Below are 17,162 nucleotides of genomic sequence, written 5' to 3'. Positions count from 1 at the left end.
TCTGGTCTCCGACAGGCTGGGTGGCCTGCCGACGTAGGTTGGGTTGAGCGGAGCGAAGCCCAACGCTCCCGGTCCGTATCGGTGTTGGGCTTCGACGGTGGAGCCGTCTCAACCCAACCTACGGGCAGGGGCGCGACCGCGCGCTAGCGCCCCAGATACACCTCGATCACCTGATCGTTGGCCTGGACCTGGTCCAGCGAGCCTTCGGCGAGGACGTGGCCCTGGTGCAGCACGGTGACGTGGTCGGCGATGCTGCCGACGAAACCCATGTCGTGCTCCACCACCATCAGCGAGTGCCGGGGCACCAGCGACTTGAACAGCTCGGCGGTGAATTCGGTCTCGGCGTCGGTCATGCCGGCCACGGGTTCGTCGAGCAGCAGCAGTTGCGGCTCCTGCACCAGCAGCATGCCGATCTCGAGGAATTGCTTCTGGCCGTGGGAGAGCAGCCCGGCGGTGCGGCCGCGGGAGTCCTGCAGGCGGATGGTGGTGAGCACCTCCTCCAGTCGATCACGTTGTTCGCCGGAGAGCCGCGCGCGCAGGCTGGCCCAGACCGACTTGTCGGTTCGCTGCGCCAGCTCCAGGTTTTCCCAGACGGTCAGCGCCTCGAACACCGTGGGCTTCTGGAATTTACGGCCGATGCCGGCCTGGGCGATCTCCACCGGTTGCAGGCGGGTGAGGTCCAGGGTCTCGCCGAACCAGGCGCTGCCACGGTCGGGACGGGTCTTGCCGGTGATGACGTCCATCATGGTGGTCTTGCCGGCGCCGTTGGGGCCGATGATGCAGCGCAATTCGCCGACGCCGATGTAGAGATTGAGGTCGCGCAGGGCCTTGAAGCCGTCGAAGCTGACCTCGATGCCTTCCAGGCTGAGGATGGTGCCGTGGCGGGTATCCAGGCCCTTGCCGGCGCGATGGCCGAGGCCGCTGGCTTCGGCGCCGATGCCGGGATCGAGCACTTCCGCGGCTGTGGGGGGAATGGGGGCGGCTTTCATGCGTCGCGCTCCTTCTTGATGAGGCCGATCACGCCACGCGGCAGATAGAGGGTGACGACGATGAACAGGGCGCCGAGAAAGAACAGCCAGTATTCGGGAAAGGCCACCGTGAACCAGCTCTTGGCACCGTTGACGATGCCGGCGCCGAGTACCGGGCCGATCAGGCTGCCGCGGCCGCCGAGGGCGACCCAGATGGCCGCTTCGATGGAGTTGGTCGGGGCCATCTCGCTGGGGTTGATGATGCCCACCTGGGGCACATAGAGCGCCCCGGCCAGGCCACAGAGCACCGCCGAGAGCACCCAGACGAACAGCTTGAAGCCGCGCGGATCGTAGCCACAGAAGGTCACCCGGTTCTCGGCGTCGCGGATCGCCGTGAGGATGCGGCCGAACTTGCTCTGCGCCAGGCGCCAGCCCAGCCAGAGGCTGGCGGTCAGCAGGGCCACGGTGAGCAGGAAGAGCACTGCCCGGGTACCCTGGGCGGCCACCGGAAAGCCCAGCAGGGTGGTGAAGCCGGTGAAGCCGTTGTTGCCGCCGAAGCCGGTCTCGTTGCGAAAGAACAGCAGCATGCCGGCAAAGGTCAGCGCCTGGGTCATGATCGAGAAGTAGACGCCCTTGATCTTCGAGCGGAAGGCGAAGAAGCCGAACGCCAGGGCCAGCAGACCGGGGGCAAGCACCGCCAGGCACAGCGCCCAGAGGAAATGGTCGGTGCCGGCCCAGAACCACGGATAACTGGTCCAGGAGAGAAAGCTCATGAACGGCGGCAGACCGTCGCCGGCGGCCTGGCGCATCAGGTACATGCCCATGGCGTAGCCGCCCAGTGCAAAGAACAGCCCGTGGCCGAGGGAGAGCATCCCGGCATAGCCCCAGACCAGGTCCAGCGCCAGGGCGACGATGGCGTAGCAGAGGATCTTGCCCACCAGGGTTAGGGTGTAGGCCGAGACCTGGAAGGCATTGTCGACTGGCAGCAGGGACAGCAGCGGCAGGGCGATCAGTACGGCCAGGGCCAGGCCGAGCACGGCCAGGCTCAGGCGCGGGCCGGCCTTCTGCACGGCGGTAAGCGCGAGTGGCTGGTTCAATCGATGACCCTCCCCTTGAGGGCGAACAGGCCCTGGGGCCGCTTCTGGATGAACAGGATGATCAGGCCGAGGATGAGGATCTTGCCCAGCACGGCGCCGATCTGGGGTTCGAGGATCTTGTTGACGATCCCCAGGCCGAAGGCCGCCAGCACGCTGCCGGCCAGTTGGCCGACGCCGCCGAGCACCACCACCAGGAAGGAATCGATGATGTAGCTCTGGCCGAGGTCCGGGCCGACGTTGCCGATCTGCGACAGGGCCACGCCACCGAGACCGGCGATGCCGGAGCCGAGGCCGAAGGCGAGCATGTCGATGCGGCCGGTGGGGACGCCGCAGCAGGCGGCCATGTTGCGATTCTGGGTCACGGCGCGCACGTTCAGCCCCAGGCGGGTCTTGTTCAGCAGGGTCCAGGTCAGGATCAGCACGAAGACCACGAAGCCGAGGATGATCACCCGGTTCCACGGCAGGAGCAGGTTGGGCAGCACCTGGATGCCGCCGGACAGCCAGGCCGGGTTGGCCACCTCGACGTTCTGGGCACCGAACAGCACCCGCACCGCCTGGATCAGCATCAGGCTGATGCCCCAGGTGGCCAGCAGGGTTTCCAGCGGGCGGCCATAGAGGTGGCGGATCACGGTGCGTTCCAGCGCCATGCCGATGGCGGCGGTGACGGCGAAGGCGACCGGCAGCGCCAGCAGCGGATACCAGGCCAGCCATTCGGGGGCCAGGCGCTGCAGGGTCAGCTGCACCACATAGGTGCTGTAAGCGCCCAGCATCAGCATCTCGCCATGGGCCATGTTGATGACGCCGAGCAGGCCATAGGTGATGGCCAGGCCCAGGGCGGCCAGCAGCAGGATGGAGCCCAGCGACAGCCCGGTGAAGGCCTGGCCGAGCAGGTCGCCCAGCAGTAGCTTGCGCTCGACCTGGGCAAGGCCGGTCGCGGCGGCCTTGCGGACGTCTTCGTTGGTTTCCACGGCCGGGTCGAGCAAGGCCTGCAGGCGGGTCCTGGCCTGGGGTTCGCCGGACTCGCCGAGCAGGCGCACCGCGGCCAGGCGTACCGCGGGATCGGGATCGGTCAGCTGCAGAGTGGCCAGGGCGGCGGCGAGGGCGGTCTTCACCTCCTTGTCGGCCTCGGTCTGCAGGCGTTTTTCCAGGAAGGGGCGCTGTTCGGGCTTGGCCTCCTGGCGCAGGGCCTGGGCGGCGGTCAGGCGCACGCTGGCATCCGTTGACAGCAGCCCGCCGCTGGCCTGGGCGGCGCTGATGAGGATGCGCAGGCGGTTGTTCAGGCGGATCTGCTTGGCCGTGCCAGTGGGGGCAGTGGCGTCACCTTCGGCGGCGCTGTAGCTATCGCCGATCTTGTAGAACGGGCGCCGGTCTTCGTCGACATAGAAGCGGCCGTCCTGCAGCGCCTGGAGGACCGGGAGTTGGGCGGTGTCGGGTTCGGCGGCCCATGCCTGCAGGAGCTTGGCCTGGTCGCTGGCGCTGGCGGCGGCCAGCTCGGCGGCAGGGCCGGCCTGGGCGGTGCCGGCGAGCAGCAACAGCAGGGGCAGAAGAAAAAGGCGTAGGGACATGCTCGGCCTCGTCTGTGGGTAAAGGCTCCTGCGCGTCGTCTCCCGGGGGAGGACGGGCGTGGCCTCGTTTCTGGTGCCGGGCACCTGGCGGTCTGGCCGGGTGCGCTGGCGAGCCCTTACCCCGGCCCTCTCCCAGAGGAAGAGGGGGAGGAGCGGAGCGGTGGTGTTGCGGGTATTTCCTGTTTTGGCGGGAGGCGCCTTGGCCCTTACCTCGGCCCTCTCCCAGAAGGAGAGGGGGAAGAGCTGTTGGCCTCGGAGCGGCTTTTCCCCTCACCCCAACCCTCTCCCAAGGGGAGAGGGGGTAAGAGCGGGGTGCCACCTTTCAGGCTTCGCTTCCCCCTCCCTCGGGGAGAGGGGCCGGGGGTGAGGGTTGGCCGTTACTTGCCGCTCTTCACCGGTTCGTCGGACTTCTTGTCGTTGCCGGGAATGTAGGGGCTCCAGGGCTGGGCGCGGACCGGGCCTTCGGTCTGCCAGACGACGTTGAACTGACCGTCGTCCTGGACCTCGCCGATCATCACCGGCTTGTGCAGGTGGTGGTTCTTCTCGTCCATCTTCACGGTGTAGCCGTCCGGCGCGGCGAAGGTCTGGCCGGCCATGGCCTTGCGGACCTTGTCGACGTCGGTGCTGCCGGCCTTTTCCACGGCCTGGGCCCACATGTGGATGCCGATGTAGGTGGCTTCCATGGGGTCGTTGGTCACGGCGGTCTGGTAGTTGGGCAGGTTCTTGGCCTTGGCGTAGGCCTTCCAGGCCTCGACGAACTTCTTGTTCACCGGATTATCCAGCGACTCGAAGTAGTTCCAGGCGGCCAACTGGCCCACCAGCGGCTTGGTGTCGATGCCGCGCAGTTCTTCCTCGCCCACCGAGAAGGCCACCACCGGCACGTCGGTGGCCTTCAGGCCCTGGTTACCCAGTTCCTTGTAGAAGGGCACGTTGGAGTCGCCGTTGATGGTGGAGACCACCGCGGTCTTGCCGCCCGCGGCGAACTTCTTGATGTTGGCGACGATGGTCTGGTAATCGCTGTGGCCGAAGGGGGTGTAGACCTCCTCGATGTCCTTGTCCTGCACGCCCTTGCTGTGCAGGAAGGATCTGAGGATCTTGTTGGTGGTGCGCGGATAGACGTAGTCGGTGCCCAGCAGGAAGAAGCGCTTGGCCGCGCCGCCTTCTTCGCTCATCAGGTATTCCACCGCCGGGATGGCCTGCTGGTTCGGCGCCGCGCCGGTGTAGAAGACGTTGGGCGACATCTCTTCGCCTTCGTACTGCACCGGGTAGAACAGCAGGCCGTTGAGTTCCTCGTAGACCGGCAGCACCGACTTGCGCGAGACCGAGGTCCAGCAGCCGAAGGTGACCGCCACCTTGTCCTGGGTCACCAGCTGGCGCGCCTTCTCGGCGAACAGCGGCCAGTTGGAAGCCGGATCCACCACCACGGGTTCCAGCTTCTTGCCCAGCACGCCGCCCTTGGCGTTGATCTCGTCGATGGTCATCAGCGCCATGTCCTTGAGCGAGGTCTCGGAGATGGCCATGGTGCCGGACAGCGAATGCAGGATGCCGACCTTGATGGTGTCCGCGGCGTGGGCGGCGCTCCAGGGGAACAGGCCGCTCATGAGCAGGGCGGAGGCGGCAAGGGTGGTCTTCAGTAGAGGGCGGCGCTTCATGCGAAAGGCTCCTAAGCGAACGTGCGCTGTTGTTGGGCTGGGCTGCTGGCCCGCCAGGGCGCTTTTCAGGAACTGTGCCAGGCCTCGGCAAGGCGCATGGCGACTAGCCTCTTGCCTGTAGCCTAGGCGTTTGTGACCAGTTGCCCTGCACCAGCCTGGGGCTGGGCAGTGCCCTCTGACGGCGCCTTTGCACGATGCTGGTGCCCTCGTTTGCCGTTGCCTTTTGCGCAACATGAAAGTCCGAATGCCGTATTGGTGGTGATGCCTGGCGCCTCCCATACTCAATCGCCAGGGGCCGGCCACAGGGGCGGTCACCACCCATTCGAAGAAGAGGAACAAGGCATGGGCAGGCAGGTCGGGGTCATCGGACTCGGCAACATGGGCGGCAACATGGCGATCACTCTGGCGCGCAAGGGCGTGGCCGTCACCGGCCTGGATCCCTCCAGCGCCGCCTGCGAGCGGGTCGCCGCCCAGGGCGTGGCCATCGCCGGTGATCTGGCGGCCCTGGCCGCCACCAGCGAGGTGATCGTGCTGTCGCTGCCCAAGGCCGAGCACGTGGAGGCCGTGTGCCTGGGCGAGGCAGGCCTGGTCAGCCGCGTGCGGCCGGGCACCGTGGTGGTCGACACCACCACCTCCACCCCCGAGACCAGCCGCCGGGTAGCGGCGGCCTTCGCCGAGGTCGGCGCCGATTTCCTCGATGCCCCGGTCTCCGGCGGTCCCGCCGGTGCCGCGGCCGGCAACATGACCATGGTCATCGGCGGCAGCGAGGCAGCCCTGGCCAAGGCATTGCCGGCGCTGGAAGCCATGAGCGCGACCCGGGTGCACATCGGCGCGGTGGGCGCCGGCAACATCGCCAAGATCGCCAACAACCTGCTGGCCGCGGCGCACCTGATCACCACCGCCGAGGCGGTGACCATGGCCGCCCGTGCCGGGGTCGCCCCGGAGAAGCTGCTCGAAGGCATCAATGCCGGCTCCGGGCGCAGCGCCGCCAGCCAGGGCATGTTCCCCACCTGGGTGCTGAACAAGGCCTATGACTCCGGCTTCACCATGGGCCTGATGCGCAAGGACGTGGGCCTGGCCCAGCAGCTCATCGCCGAACTCGGCCTCGACCTGCCGCTGGCCGCGGCCACGGCCACGGCCTGGAAGGCCAGCGCCGAGACCCTGGCCGATGGCGAGGATTTCTGCGCCATCGCGCGACGCACCAGCGAAGACCTGTTCGGCAAGGGGGAATGATCATGATGAACGCCAAAACACTGGAATTGCTCAAGCCCTTCTGGGGCGACCGCCAGCAGGTCGCCAGCTACGTGGACGGCGCCTTCGTCGATGGCAGCGGCGAGCGGATCACCGTGCGCAGCGCCCATGACGACAGCCCGGCCTACAGCTACCCCGATGCCGACCTGGCCGTGGTCGAGCGCGCCGATGCCGCCGCCCGCCGGGCACGCGAGGAGTGGCGCGCCCTGACCGCCCAGGCGCGCGGGCGCATCATCTACAAGGTTGGCGCCCTGGTCCGCGAGGAGGCCGAGGTCCTGGCGCAGCTGGAATCGCTGACCGCCAACAAACCGATCCGTGATGCCCGCGTCGAGGTGCTCAAGGTCGCCGAGATGTTCGAGTACTACGCCGGCTGGGCTGACAAGCTGCACGGCGAGGTCATCCCGGTGCCCACCAGCCACCTCAACTACGTGACCTACGAACCCCTGGGCACGGTGCTGCAGATCACCCCCTGGAACGCACCCATCTTTACCGGTGGCTGGCAGATCGCCCCGGCCATCACCGCCGGCAACGCGGTGATCCTCAAGCCTTCCGAGCTGACTCCGGTGACATCGCTGCTGCTGGGCGTGCTGGTGGAACGCGCCGGTGCGCCCAAGGGCCTGGTCAACGTGCTCGCCGGCCAGGGCCATACCGTCGGCCAGCAGGTGATCGCCCATGCCGACATCCGCAAGGTGGTCTTTGTCGGCTCGCCGGCCACCGGCCGGCACATCGCCGCTGCCGCGGCCCAGCGCTGCATCCCGGTGGTGCTGGAGTTGGGTGGCAAATCGGCCAACATCGTCTTCGAAGACGCCGACCTGGACCTGGCCGTACGCGGCGCCCAGGCAGCGATCTTTTCCGGCGCCGGCCAGAGTTGCGTGTCGGGTTCGCGGCTGCTGGTGCAGGAGTCCATCTACGAGCGCTTCATCCAGGCGGTGGCTCGCGCCGCCAGCCAGTTCAAGGTGGGGGACCCGAGCGATCCCGAGACGCAGATCGGCCCGATCCACAACGCCAAGCAGTTCGCCCACGTCAGGAACATGGTGGAAGGTGCCCTCGGTGAGGGCGCACGGCTGGTGGCCAATGGCGTCGAGCCGTTGCCGGCCGGGACGGGCTACTACGTCAATCCCACGGTACTGGCTGGCCACAATGGCCTGAGTTGCGCCCAGGAAGAGATCTTCGGGCCGGTGGTGGTGGCTATCCCGTTCAAGGACGAGGCCGATGCCATCCGCATCGCCAACGACAGCCGCTTCGGCCTGGCCGGGGCGGTCTGGACCCGCGATGTCGGTCGTGCCCACCGGGTGGCGCGCGGCGTGCGCGCCGGTACCTTCTGGGTCAACGGCTACAAGACCATCCACGTCAGCTCGCCTTTCGGCGGCTACGGCGAGAGCGGCTACGGTCGCTCCTCGGGACTCGACGCCCTGCGCGAATACAGCGAAGTGAAGAGCGTTTGGGTGGAAACCGCCGCGGTGCCCGCCGCCGGCTTCGGCTATGGCGCCAGCCTGGAGTAACAGATGACTATCCATCAAGCCTTGTTGGACGACGCCCGCAGCTGGCGTCGCGATTTCCACGCCCATCCCGAGCTGGGTTTCGCCGAGCACCGCACCGCGGCGCGGGTGGCCGAGTTGCTGGAGGGCTTCGGCCTGGAGGTTCATCGCGGCCTCGGTGGCACCGGCGTGGTCGGGGTACTGCGTCATGGCGAGGGCCCCAGCCTGGGGCTGCGCGCCGACATGGACGCCCTGCCGATGCAGGAGGTGGGGGACGTTCCCCACCGCTCCACCGCCGCCGGGCGCATGCACGCCTGCGGCCATGACGGCCATACCGCCATCCTGCTGGCCACGGCGCGCCATCTGAGTGAGCACCGCGACTTCCGCGGCACCCTCTATTTCGTCTTCCAGCCCGCCGAGGAAAATCTCGGCGGCGCGCAAAAGATGATCGAGGACGGCCTGTTCGAGCGCTTCTCCATGGACGCTATCTACGGCCTGCACAACTGGCCGGGATTGCCGGCCGGCCAGGTGGTGGTCAATCCGGGCGCCATGATGGCCTCGCTGGACACCTTCGCCATCACCCTCACCGGCAAGGGCTGCCACGCGGCCATGCCCGAGCGCGGGCGTGATCCCATCGTCGCCGCGGCGGACCTGATCCTGCAGCTGCAGACCATCGTCGCCCGGCGGATCTCACCGCTGGCTGCCGCGGTGGTCAGCGTGACCATGATGGAGGCGGGGGAGGCCATCAACGTCATCCCCGAGGTGGCGCGGCTCAGGGGCACGGTGCGCTGCCTGGATGGCGCGGTACGTGCCGAGGTGGAGCGGCTGATCGGCGAGATCGTCGCCCAGGCGCCGCTGGCCCAGGGCGTGCGCGGCGAGCTGGAGTTCACCCGCGGCTATCCGGTGACCGAGAACCATCCCGAGCAGGCGGCGCGGGTGCGTCAGGCGGCGGTGACAGCCTTTGGCGCCGAGCGGGTCAGTGACGGCGTGCCACCGTCCATGGCCTCCGAGGATTTCGCCTTCATGCTGGCGGCGCGTCCGGGAGCCTATCTCTGGCTGGGTGTCGATGGTGAGCGACCCTCGGCACCGCTGCACAATCCGGCCTATGACTTCAACGACGCCATCATCGAACCGGCCGTGCGGTTGTGGGCCGAGCTGGTGCGCCAGGAACTGCCCGCCTGATTAGTCTTCAGCGTTTGGTCAAAGCCTAAAGCCTTGCGAGCTAGAGCCAAACAAGGCCTGGGCGGCCCCGCGAAGAGGCCTGAGGAAGCGGATCGGACTCGCGGGCGAGTTTACAAGTGGTAAATGAGCATTCCGAAGGCATCTTCAACGCAGTTTGGCCGACGTGCAGCTGGCTTTGAGCCGACGCTCAGCGAAAGGCGGTCATCCGCTGCACCATGGCCGTGCGCAACTCGTCCGCGGCGCGGCTGAGCTTGCGGCCCAGGCGGGTCACCAGCTCGACGTGGGCGCGGGCGAAGCCCGGATCAGCCAGGGGCAGGGCGCGCAAGGCGCCGCTGTCCAGCTCCTGAGTGGCAGCGAACAGCGGCAAGAGAGTCACGCCGCCCTGCTGGGCATAGTGCTTGAGCAGGGCGAAGGTGTTGCAGGTCAGGGTCGGCGCCAGGCGCTGGCCGGCGGCCTGCTCCACGGCGTCGAGCATCTGGCGGATGCCATAGGAAATATCCGGCACGGCTAGGCGATGCTGGCCGAGCTCCGCCAGGGTCACGGGCGCCCGGGCCCCGGCCAGCGGATGCCCTGGTGCTACCAGCGCATAGAGCGGCTGCTCGCGACTGCCATGTACGCGCAGATGCGGATCGCGCGGCGGATTGAACACCAGCCCCAGTTGCGCCTCGTCTTCCATCACCTGGCGGATCACCTCGTTGGTACCCACCACATTGACCCTGACCTCGATCTCCGGATGCCGCGCGGAAAAGTCGCCCAGGCTGCGCGACAGGTCGCCGATGAAGCCCTCGCCGATGGCCAGCACCACACGGCCGGTGCGCAGTCCCTGGAGATCGGAGATGGCGTCCCTCAGGCCGTCGAGCTGGGTCTGGCGCTGGCGGAAATAGTCCAGCACCAGGCGCCCGGCCTCGGTTGGGGTGATGCCGCGACGGTGTCTTTCGATCAGGTCGACGCCCAGCTCCGCCTCGACCTGGGCGATCTGCCGGCTGACCGCGGACGGGGCGATATCCAGGGCGTCAGCCGCAGCGCGCACGCTCCCCAGGCGCACCGCCTCGACGAAATAATGCAAGCGCTGTTCGTGAATTCCACGCATCCGTGTGTTCTCTTAAAGGCAACGGAAAAGGCCATTTCCAGTATTGGAGAGAGAACAGGCCGCTGTCCATACTCGGGCCAAGACCACGGCCGCCCGGCCTGGCCGAGGCCCTCGACGCAGAGCCCTGAAGCGGTAAGAAGTCCCATGCGAGACACTGTCCGCGCCGGGCTTCTTCCCTCTGGCGCGCCAGGCGTACGCCCTCGACCAGACCTCCAGAACGACCGGGTCCTGCTCCCTTGAGGAGCCCTTTTCTGCCCAGCGGGCCTCGCTGCTCGCGACTGCCAACCATACCAACAACCGAGCCCGCGAGCGGGCCGCAGGGGGAAGAATGAGCGCCAATCCGATGCTGGCCGTGGGCCAGGACCGAGCCGTCAGCAATACCGTCAGACTCTACATCTGGGCAGCGCTGGTGCTGCTGATCGCCGAGCTGATCGGCTCCCTCACCATACCGCTGGGGCCGGGCAAGGTGGTGCTGCTGCCGATGATCTGGGCGCTCTTGCTGGGTGCGGCGGTGGGGCAGGTCGGTAAGCGCATGCCGCTGGGTCTGGGTATCGACCGCGGCGCCCAGGTGCGCTCGGCGGCCATTCTGCAATACGCCTTGCTGGTGTTCATCGCCAAGCTCGGCCTGGTGGTGGGTGGCTCGCTGCCCACGGTGATCGCCGCCGGCTGGGCACTGGCCTTCCAGGAGCTGGGGCATTTCGTCGGCACCATCCTGCTCGGTCTGCCGGTGGCCCTGCTGCTGGGCATCAAGCGCGAGGCCATCGGTGCCACCTTCTCGGTGGGGCGCGAACCGAGCCTGGCGATCATCAGCGAACGCTATGGCATGGACTCCCCGGAAGGTCGCGGCGTGCTCGCCGAGTACCTGACCGGCACCCTGTTCGGCGCGGTGTTCATGGCCATCGTGGCCGGTTTCATCGCCAGCCTGAACATCTTCCACCCCTATTCCCTGGCCATGGGCGCCGGCCTGGGCTCGGGCAGCATCATGGCCGCCGCGGCCGGTGCCATCGCCGCCCAGCAGACCGCCGAGGTGGCCAAGGAGGTCATGGCCCTGGCCGCCGCCGCCAACCTCATCACCCTGACCCTGGGCACCTACTTCACCCTGTTCATCTCCCTGCCGCTGGCGATCTGGGGCTACCGGGTGATGGAGCCGCGCATTGGCCGTACCACCAAGGCCTCCTTCCAGCAGAGTTCGGTGGATGCCGCCGTGGTGGACGAACCCGTGGAACTGGGCTGGTCGGCACGCTTCAGCGCCTGGCTGGCCTCGGGTGCCCTGGCGCTGCTGGCGACCCTGGTGATGAGCAAGACCCTGCCACCGGCTGCTTTCCTGGGCGTCGCGGTGATGATCCTGGCGGCCTTCGTCGGCGAACTGCTCTGCCAGCTGTTTCGCCGCAAGGTGCCGGCGGTGTGCTGGGTGTCGCTGGTGGCGATGTTCCTGACCTCGCCCTGGTGCCCGCTGGCGCCGCAGATCACCGCCGCCCACAACGCGGTCGGCATCATGGCGCTGATCACCCCCATGCTGGCCTTCGCCGGCCTGTCCATCGCCAAGGACATCCCGGCCTTCCGCCGCCTCGGCTGGCGCATCGTGGTGGTTTCGCTGATCGCCAGCTTCGGCACCTTCATCGGCGCGGCCTTCATCGCCGAAGTGTTTCACTGATCCTCTCCGCGCGCACCGGGTCCCCGGTGCGCCGCTTCCCGCTGCCGTATCGCTCCGCCGCTTGATCTCTCCGCTTCCCGCATTTCGTGTCGCAGCTCCCAGCCTTAAGTCCTGGCGGCCCGGTGTCGTCCGTGGGCGATCACCGGCGCTTGAGCTGTGCCCGGAGTTGCAGTATCTATGATGGAAAATTAACAAAAACCGTTAATTTAATAACATCAAGAAAACGGAGGCGCGCTCGGCATGGGCAAAATCGCGGTCATCGGCAGCAACATGGTCGACCTCATCACCTACATCGAGCGGCTACCCGTGCAGGGCGAGACGCTGGAAGCGCCGGACTTCGCCCTCGGCTGTGGCGGCAAGGGCGCCAACCAGGCGGTCGCCGCGGCCAAGCTGGGTAGCGAGGTGCTGATGGTGACCAAGGTCGGCGATGATCTCTTCGCCGACAACACTCTGGCCAACTTCCGCCGCTTCGGCATCGACACCCGTCACGTGACCTGCGCGCCGGGTCGCTCCAGCGGGGTGGCGCCGATCTTCGTCCAGCCCGACTCGCACAACAGCATCCTCATCGTGAAGGGCGCCAACGCCGCCCTCGGCCCGGCCGACATCCAGGCCGCGGAAGCCGATCTACGCGACTGCGCGCTGATCGTGCTGCAACTGGAGATCGCCCTGGAGACCGTCTATGCCGCCATCGACTGCGGCCGGCGGCTGGGTATCCCCGTGCTGCTCAATCCGGCCCCTGCGGTGGCCGACCTGAGCGCCGCGCATCTCGCCCGGCTGGATTACTTCGTCCCCAACGAGACCGAGCTGGCCCTGGTCAGCGGTCTGCCCGTGCAGGATCGCGAGAGCGCCTTCGCCGCCGCGCGGGTGCTGGCCGGTCGCGGCATCCGCCATGTGGTGGTCACCCTCGGTGCCCAGGGCGCGCTGTACGTGGGCGAGGAGGGCGAATTCAGCCTCCCCGGCCAGCAGGTGGCGGCCATCGACACCACCGGCGCCGGCGATGCCTTCATCGGCTGCTTCGCCCATGGCCGCGTCCAGGGCCTCGGCCTGCGGGACGCCATGCAGCGGGCCGTGGCCTATTCGGCACTGTCGGTCACCGGGCGCGGCACCCAGACCTCCTATCCCGAGGCTGCGGTCTTCGAAGACTACCTCGCGTCCCTGGATCTCTGACGCAAGGTCGGCGATCCCCCACCCTGGCACCCCTACGGAGAACAACAATGAGCCAGTCACCCCTGCGGCCCAGCGCCGACGGCTACTACCTGAACCGCACGCCCTGGTTCGCCTTTATCTTGCTGTGCTGCATCTTCGCCCTCTGGGCCGCCGCGGCGAGCATGAACGACGTGCTCATCGCCCACTTCAAGAAGGCCTTCCTGCTCAGTGATTTCCAGACCGCCTTCGTCCAGTCGGCCTTCTACCTCGGCTATTTTTTCCTGGCCCTGCCGGCCGCGCTGATGGTGCGGCGCTTTAGCTACAAGACGACCATCCTCTTCGGCCTGTTCCTCTACATGGTCGGCTGCCTGCTGTTCTTTCCGGCCGCCTCCATGGCCAAGTACGGCATGTTCCTGCTGGCGCTGTTCGTGATCGCCGCGGGGCTGTCCTTCCTGGAGACCGCCTGCAACACCTACTCGACCCTGCTCGGGCCGCGCGAGACCGGCACCCGCCGGTTGAACATCTCCCAGACCTTTCACCCCTTCGGCGCCATGACCGGTGTCTACGTGGGCAGCTTCGTGATGTTCAAGGACGGCGACGCCAGCCAGGCGCAGCTGCTGCAGATGAATCCCGCCGAGGCCGCCGCCCAGCAGCTGCAGATGATCCAGGCCACCCTGACGCCCTACCAGTGGATGATCGGCGTGCTGGTGCTGATCTTCGTGCTGATCGCCTGTACCCGCTATCCGGCCTGCAAGGGCAACGATGCCGTCCGCAGCGAGGGCGACGGCATGGCCGCCAGCCTGGGTCGGCTGAGACGCAATCCGCGCTTCGTCTTTGGCGTGCTGGCGCAGTTCCTCTATGTCGGCGCGCAGGTCGGCGTCTGGAGCTTCACCATCCGCCTGGCCATGCAGCTCGGCGGCATGAACGAGCGCAGCGCCTCCTGGTTCCTGCTCACCACCTTCGCCGCCTATTTCGTCGGCAAGCTGATCGCCAACCTGCTGATGCGCCGCTGGCATCCGGCCAAGGTGCTGGGCGTCTACGGCGTGCTGTGCATCGCCCTGCTGGCCTACACCATCCTGGTGCCCAACATCACCGCGGTGTACGCCGCCGTGGGCGTGAGCATCTTCCTTGGCCCCTGCTGGCCGACCATCTATGGCCTGACCGTCGACGGCATCGGTCGCGATACCGAATTCGGCGGTTCGCTGCTGGTGATGAGCATCGTCGGTGGCGGGGTGATCCCGATCTTCCAGGGCCTGCTATCCGACTACACCGGCGGCAACATGCAGCTGGCCTATTCGGTGCCCCTGCTGTGCTTCACGGTGATCGTCGCCTACGCCCTCTACTGCCTGCGTCATCCGGCCAGCGAGCGGCTGCCGGTGGGCGCTGCCCAGACTGCCTGAGGAGAACGCCCGCATGTCCGTACGTCTCCCTCTGCAACCGGAGCAATTCAGTGCTGGCGAGCGGGTCCTGCTCGACAGCGACGCCTTCCAGGTGCGCGCCTGGACCTATCCTTCCGGGGTCCGCGCCCTGGTCCTGGAGAATCGCCGCGGCCGGCTGGTCGTGCTGCCCTATCAGGGGCAGATGGTCTGGGATGCCACCTTCGACGGCTGCCGCCTGACCATGCCCGGGCTGTTCGACCAGCCGCGGCCGACCCGGCGGATCATCGAGACCTATGGCTGCTTCATGTTCCACGCCGGGGTGCTGCGCAACGGCTGCCCGGCGCCGGAGGACAGCCACGAGCTGCACGGCGAACTGCCCTGCGCGCCGCTGGACGAAGCCTGGCTGGAGCTGGGCCGGGACGCGGAGGGTGACTTCCTGCGCCTGGGCGGTCGCCATGACTACGCCATGGGCTTTGGCGATCGCTATCGCGCCCAACCCAGCGTGACCCTGAGGCCGGAAACCGCCGTGTTCGAACTGGGCCTCGAGGTGGAAAACCAGGCCGGTCAGCCCATGGACCTCATGTACATGGCGCACATGAACTACGCCTACGTACCCGGCGGGCGCTTCCATGAGCCGCTGGGCGTGGCCCGTACCCGGGTACGCACCAGCGTGCCGGCTCATGTGCGGCCGACCGCCGACTGGCAGGCTTTCATCGCCGAGCTGGCCGAAGATTCGGAACGGCTGCGGGTGCTGGATGCGCCTGAGCGCTACCAGCCGGAAATCGTCAGCTTCATCGATGCGCCGGGTACCGACGCGGCAGGGGAGGCGCACTTCCTACTGGAGCAACCGGGCGGCGCGGCCTTCTACACGGCCTATCGCCCAGAGAGCTTGCCCCATGCCACGCGCTGGGTGCTGCACAACCCCGACCAGCAGGTGGCGGCCTTCGTGCTGCCGGCGACCTGCGAGCCGGAGGGCTATCTGGCCGAGACCGCCAAGGGCCAGGTGCAGCAGCTGCAACCGGGTGAACGGCGGGCCTTCAGCGTGCGCACCGGCTACCTCGCCGCCGCCGAACGCGAGGCGCTGCTGACGCGCCTGGCCGACCCAACGCGGATCAGGTGAGCAGTTGCGCGCCGTTCGCCTCGATCCGTTCGCGATAGCTGCGCGGGATGCGCCCGTCGCTGACCACCCCATCGAAGTCGCTGAGCGCCGCGAAATGCGCGGCGCGCACCACGTCGAACTTGGTATGGTCGACCAGCAGCAGCCGCTGCTGGGCCTGGCGCAGGACCTTCTGCTTGACCTCGACCTCGTTGAAGTTGAAGCAGGTGACGCCGAAGTCCGCGCTCACCCCGGCCGCCGAGACGAAGGCATGGGTGAGGCGGACGCCATCGAGCACTCCGGTCTCCAGGCGACTCTCGAAGATCTGGTTCTTGCGCTGGAAGGTCCCGCCGCACACCACCAGGGTGCAGTTGACCTTCTGCTGCAGCTTGAGCAGCACATTGAGCGAGTGGCAGACGGCGGTGAACTCCAGGTCATCGGGAATGAAGTCCACCACGAAGGGCGTGGTGGTCCCGCAATCGAGGAAGATGGTGTCGCCGGCACGGATCTGGGCCGCGGCCAGCCGACCGATGCGGCGCTTTTCCTCGACCTGGCGCAGGTCCTGTTCCACCACCTGGTAGCCGGGCGCCTCGCTGCCGCCGACATCGCGGGTGACATGACCGCCGAGCAGCCGCAGGCCGTCCGGCGGGAGCCGCAGGTCGCGGCGCAGGGTCATTTCCGAGACACCCAGCAGCTGGGCCATCTCGCGCAGGTGAATGGCGTGCTGGTCCTGCAACGCCTGGTGCATCAGCTTGAGCCGAGCGGCTTTCTTGCTATCCATGAGAGGTGCTACGGGAGTCCGACAAGACGTACAGGCCACACGAACAAAGAATTCTGATCCGATCATACGCTACCCGTGCCTGAGGAGGCCCCATGCAGCTTGAACCCGGCGAACTCGCCAAGACCATCGACCACACCCTGCTCGCCGCCGATGCCCGCCGCGCCCAGATCGACCGCCTGTGCCAGGAGGCGCGTACCCATGGCTTCTACTCGGTGTGCGTGAATTCCGCCCAGGTCCCCCACGCCGCGGCGCAACTGGCCGGCAGCGCGGTCAAGGTCTGCGCGGTGGTGGGCTTTCCGCTCGGCGCCGGGCTCAGCGCGGCCAAGGCCTATGAAGCCGAGCGGGCCATCGTCGCCGGGGCGGGGGAGATCGACATGGTGCTCAATATCGGCTGGCTCAAGGATGGCCTGCTGGAAGAGGTCTCCGCCGACATCGCCGCCGTCCAGGCGGCCTGCGGCGCGGTACCGCTCAAGGTGATCCTGGAGACTGGTCTGCTCGACGAGACCCAGAAGCGCCAAGCCTGCCGGATCTGTCGCGATCTCGGGGTCGCCTTCGTCAAGACCTCGACCGGTTTCGGCCACGGCGGAGCGACCCTCGACGACGTGCGGCTGATGCGCGAGGAGGTGGGCCCGGAGATGGGCGTGAAGGCCTCCGGCGGCGTCCGCGACCGGGCCACCGCCCAGGCCATGCTGGAGGCCGGCGCGACCCGTCTGGGGACCAGTTCGGGCGTGGCCATCGTCAGCGGCGGCGAGGGTGGGGCGGGTTATTAGAGCAGGACGCCTGTAGGTTGGGTTGAGCGCAGCGAAGCCCAACGGTGCCGCCT

The 17,162-nt window shown here is 67.6% G+C and carries 14 protein-coding genes; 8 read left to right on the top strand and 6 right to left on the bottom strand.

Annotated elements, in window-relative coordinates:
- Positions 1-143: 143 nt before the first annotated feature.
- The 4 genes from urtD to urtA form a co-directional block, all read right to left on the bottom strand.
- Positions 144-989, bottom strand: a complete 846-nt coding sequence (gene urtD / locus ACWPW1_RS20335; RefSeq protein WP_434775139.1) for an urea ABC transporter ATP-binding protein UrtD — start codon at positions 987-989, stop codon at positions 144-146.
- The gene (urtC, locus tag ACWPW1_RS20330; protein ID WP_454253847.1) at positions 986-2,065 is read right to left on the bottom strand and encodes an urea ABC transporter permease subunit UrtC; all 1,080 of its coding nucleotides are present in this window, start codon (positions 2,063-2,065) and stop codon (positions 986-988) included. The genes urtD and urtC overlap by 4 nt, the downstream gene beginning before the upstream one ends.
- Positions 2,062-3,630: an urea ABC transporter permease subunit UrtB gene (gene urtB / locus ACWPW1_RS20325; RefSeq protein ID WP_454253846.1), complete on the bottom strand. Its 1,569-nt coding sequence runs from the start codon at positions 3,628-3,630 to the stop codon at positions 2,062-2,064. Before urtB ends, urtC begins: the two co-directional genes overlap by 4 nt.
- Positions 3,631-4,007: 377 nt before the next feature.
- Positions 4,008-5,282: an urea ABC transporter substrate-binding protein gene (gene urtA, locus ACWPW1_RS20320; protein ID WP_231355765.1), complete on the bottom strand. Its 1,275-nt coding sequence runs from the start codon at positions 5,280-5,282 to the stop codon at positions 4,008-4,010.
- A 342-nt stretch (positions 5,283-5,624) separates the two neighbouring features.
- Between urtA and ACWPW1_RS20315 the strand changes: the two genes are divergently transcribed.
- Genes ACWPW1_RS20315 through ACWPW1_RS20305 form a run of 3 tightly spaced genes read left to right on the top strand, consistent with a single transcriptional unit; the run spans position 5,625 to position 9,193 of the window.
- Positions 5,625-6,515, top strand: coding sequence for an NAD(P)-dependent oxidoreductase (locus ACWPW1_RS20315; RefSeq protein ID WP_454253845.1), 891 nt, complete (start codon positions 5,625-5,627; stop codon positions 6,513-6,515).
- 2 nt (positions 6,516-6,517) lie between these two features.
- A complete protein-coding gene (locus ACWPW1_RS20310) occupies positions 6,518-8,035 on the top strand; it encodes an aldehyde dehydrogenase family protein (RefSeq protein WP_454253844.1) in 1,518 nt (505 codons plus the stop codon).
- A gap of 3 nt (positions 8,036-8,038) precedes the next feature.
- Positions 8,039-9,193, top strand: coding sequence for a M20 aminoacylase family protein (locus ACWPW1_RS20305; protein ID WP_454253843.1), 1,155 nt, complete (start codon positions 8,039-8,041; stop codon positions 9,191-9,193).
- Between the two features lie 187 nt (positions 9,194-9,380).
- On the opposite strand, the gene ACWPW1_RS20300 is transcribed toward ACWPW1_RS20305, so the two are convergent.
- Positions 9,381-10,283 (bottom strand): LysR family transcriptional regulator, encoded by a 903-nt coding sequence (locus tag ACWPW1_RS20300; protein ID WP_454253842.1) that lies wholly within the window; start codon positions 10,281-10,283, stop codon positions 9,381-9,383.
- A 328-nt stretch (positions 10,284-10,611) separates the two neighbouring features.
- Here ACWPW1_RS20300 and ACWPW1_RS20295 point away from each other — a divergent pair, with 328 nt between their 5' ends.
- The 4 genes from ACWPW1_RS20295 (at position 10,612) to ACWPW1_RS20280 (ending at position 15,582) form a co-directional block, all read left to right on the top strand.
- Positions 10,612-11,937, top strand: coding sequence for a DUF3100 domain-containing protein (locus ACWPW1_RS20295; RefSeq protein ID WP_454253841.1), 1,326 nt, complete (start codon positions 10,612-10,614; stop codon positions 11,935-11,937).
- A gap of 240 nt (positions 11,938-12,177) precedes the next feature.
- Positions 12,178-13,104, top strand: coding sequence for a ribokinase (gene rbsK, locus ACWPW1_RS20290; protein WP_454253840.1), 927 nt, complete (start codon positions 12,178-12,180; stop codon positions 13,102-13,104).
- 47 nt (positions 13,105-13,151) lie between these two features.
- A complete protein-coding gene (gene fucP / locus ACWPW1_RS20285) occupies positions 13,152-14,483 on the top strand; it encodes an L-fucose:H+ symporter permease (RefSeq protein ID WP_257705134.1) in 1,332 nt (443 codons plus the stop codon).
- Positions 14,484-14,496: 13 nt separating this feature from the next.
- Positions 14,497-15,582 (top strand): aldose 1-epimerase family protein, encoded by a 1,086-nt coding sequence (locus ACWPW1_RS20280; RefSeq protein WP_454253839.1) that lies wholly within the window; start codon positions 14,497-14,499, stop codon positions 15,580-15,582.
- Here the strand turns inward: ACWPW1_RS20280 and deoR are convergent.
- Positions 15,575-16,339 (bottom strand): DNA-binding transcriptional repressor DeoR, encoded by a 765-nt coding sequence (deoR, locus tag ACWPW1_RS20275; protein ID WP_059316362.1) that lies wholly within the window; start codon positions 16,337-16,339, stop codon positions 15,575-15,577. The genes ACWPW1_RS20280 and deoR overlap by 8 nt on opposite strands.
- 92 nt (positions 16,340-16,431) lie before the next feature.
- Between deoR and deoC the strand changes: the two genes are divergently transcribed.
- Positions 16,432-17,109: a deoxyribose-phosphate aldolase gene (gene deoC, locus ACWPW1_RS20270; protein ID WP_454253838.1), complete on the top strand. Its 678-nt coding sequence runs from the start codon at positions 16,432-16,434 to the stop codon at positions 17,107-17,109.
- Positions 17,110-17,162 lie beyond the last annotated feature (53 nt).

Source organism: Pseudomonas sp. Marseille-Q7302 (genome assembly GCF_965111925.1).
This window is presented reverse-complemented; position numbering and strand designations above follow the sequence as displayed.

Coding starts and splice junctions, on each gene's coding strand:
- ACWPW1_RS20295 (WP_454253841.1), top strand. CDS start 10,612: ATGAGCGCCAATCCGATGCTGGCCGTGGGCCAGGACCGAGCCGTCAGC.
- urtB (WP_454253846.1), bottom strand. CDS start 3,630: ATGTCCCTACGCCTTTTTCTTCTGCCCCTGCTGTTGCTGCTCGCCGGC.
- ACWPW1_RS20310 (WP_454253844.1), top strand. CDS start 6,518: ATGATGAACGCCAAAACACTGGAATTGCTCAAGCCCTTCTGGGGCGAC.
- urtD (WP_434775139.1), bottom strand. CDS start 989: ATGAAAGCCGCCCCCATTCCCCCCACAGCCGCGGAAGTGCTCGATCCC.
- ACWPW1_RS20280 (WP_454253839.1), top strand. CDS start 14,497: ATGTCCGTACGTCTCCCTCTGCAACCGGAGCAATTCAGTGCTGGCGAG.
- fucP (WP_257705134.1), top strand. CDS start 13,152: ATGAGCCAGTCACCCCTGCGGCCCAGCGCCGACGGCTACTACCTGAAC.
- deoC (WP_454253838.1), top strand. CDS start 16,432: ATGCAGCTTGAACCCGGCGAACTCGCCAAGACCATCGACCACACCCTG.
- rbsK (WP_454253840.1), top strand. CDS start 12,178: ATGGGCAAAATCGCGGTCATCGGCAGCAACATGGTCGACCTCATCACC.
- ACWPW1_RS20305 (WP_454253843.1), top strand. CDS start 8,039: ATGACTATCCATCAAGCCTTGTTGGACGACGCCCGCAGCTGGCGTCGC.
- ACWPW1_RS20300 (WP_454253842.1), bottom strand. CDS start 10,283: ATGCGTGGAATTCACGAACAGCGCTTGCATTATTTCGTCGAGGCGGTG.
- ACWPW1_RS20315 (WP_454253845.1), top strand. CDS start 5,625: ATGGGCAGGCAGGTCGGGGTCATCGGACTCGGCAACATGGGCGGCAAC.
- urtA (WP_231355765.1), bottom strand. CDS start 5,282: ATGAAGCGCCGCCCTCTACTGAAGACCACCCTTGCCGCCTCCGCCCTG.
- deoR (WP_059316362.1), bottom strand. CDS start 16,339: ATGGATAGCAAGAAAGCCGCTCGGCTCAAGCTGATGCACCAGGCGTTG.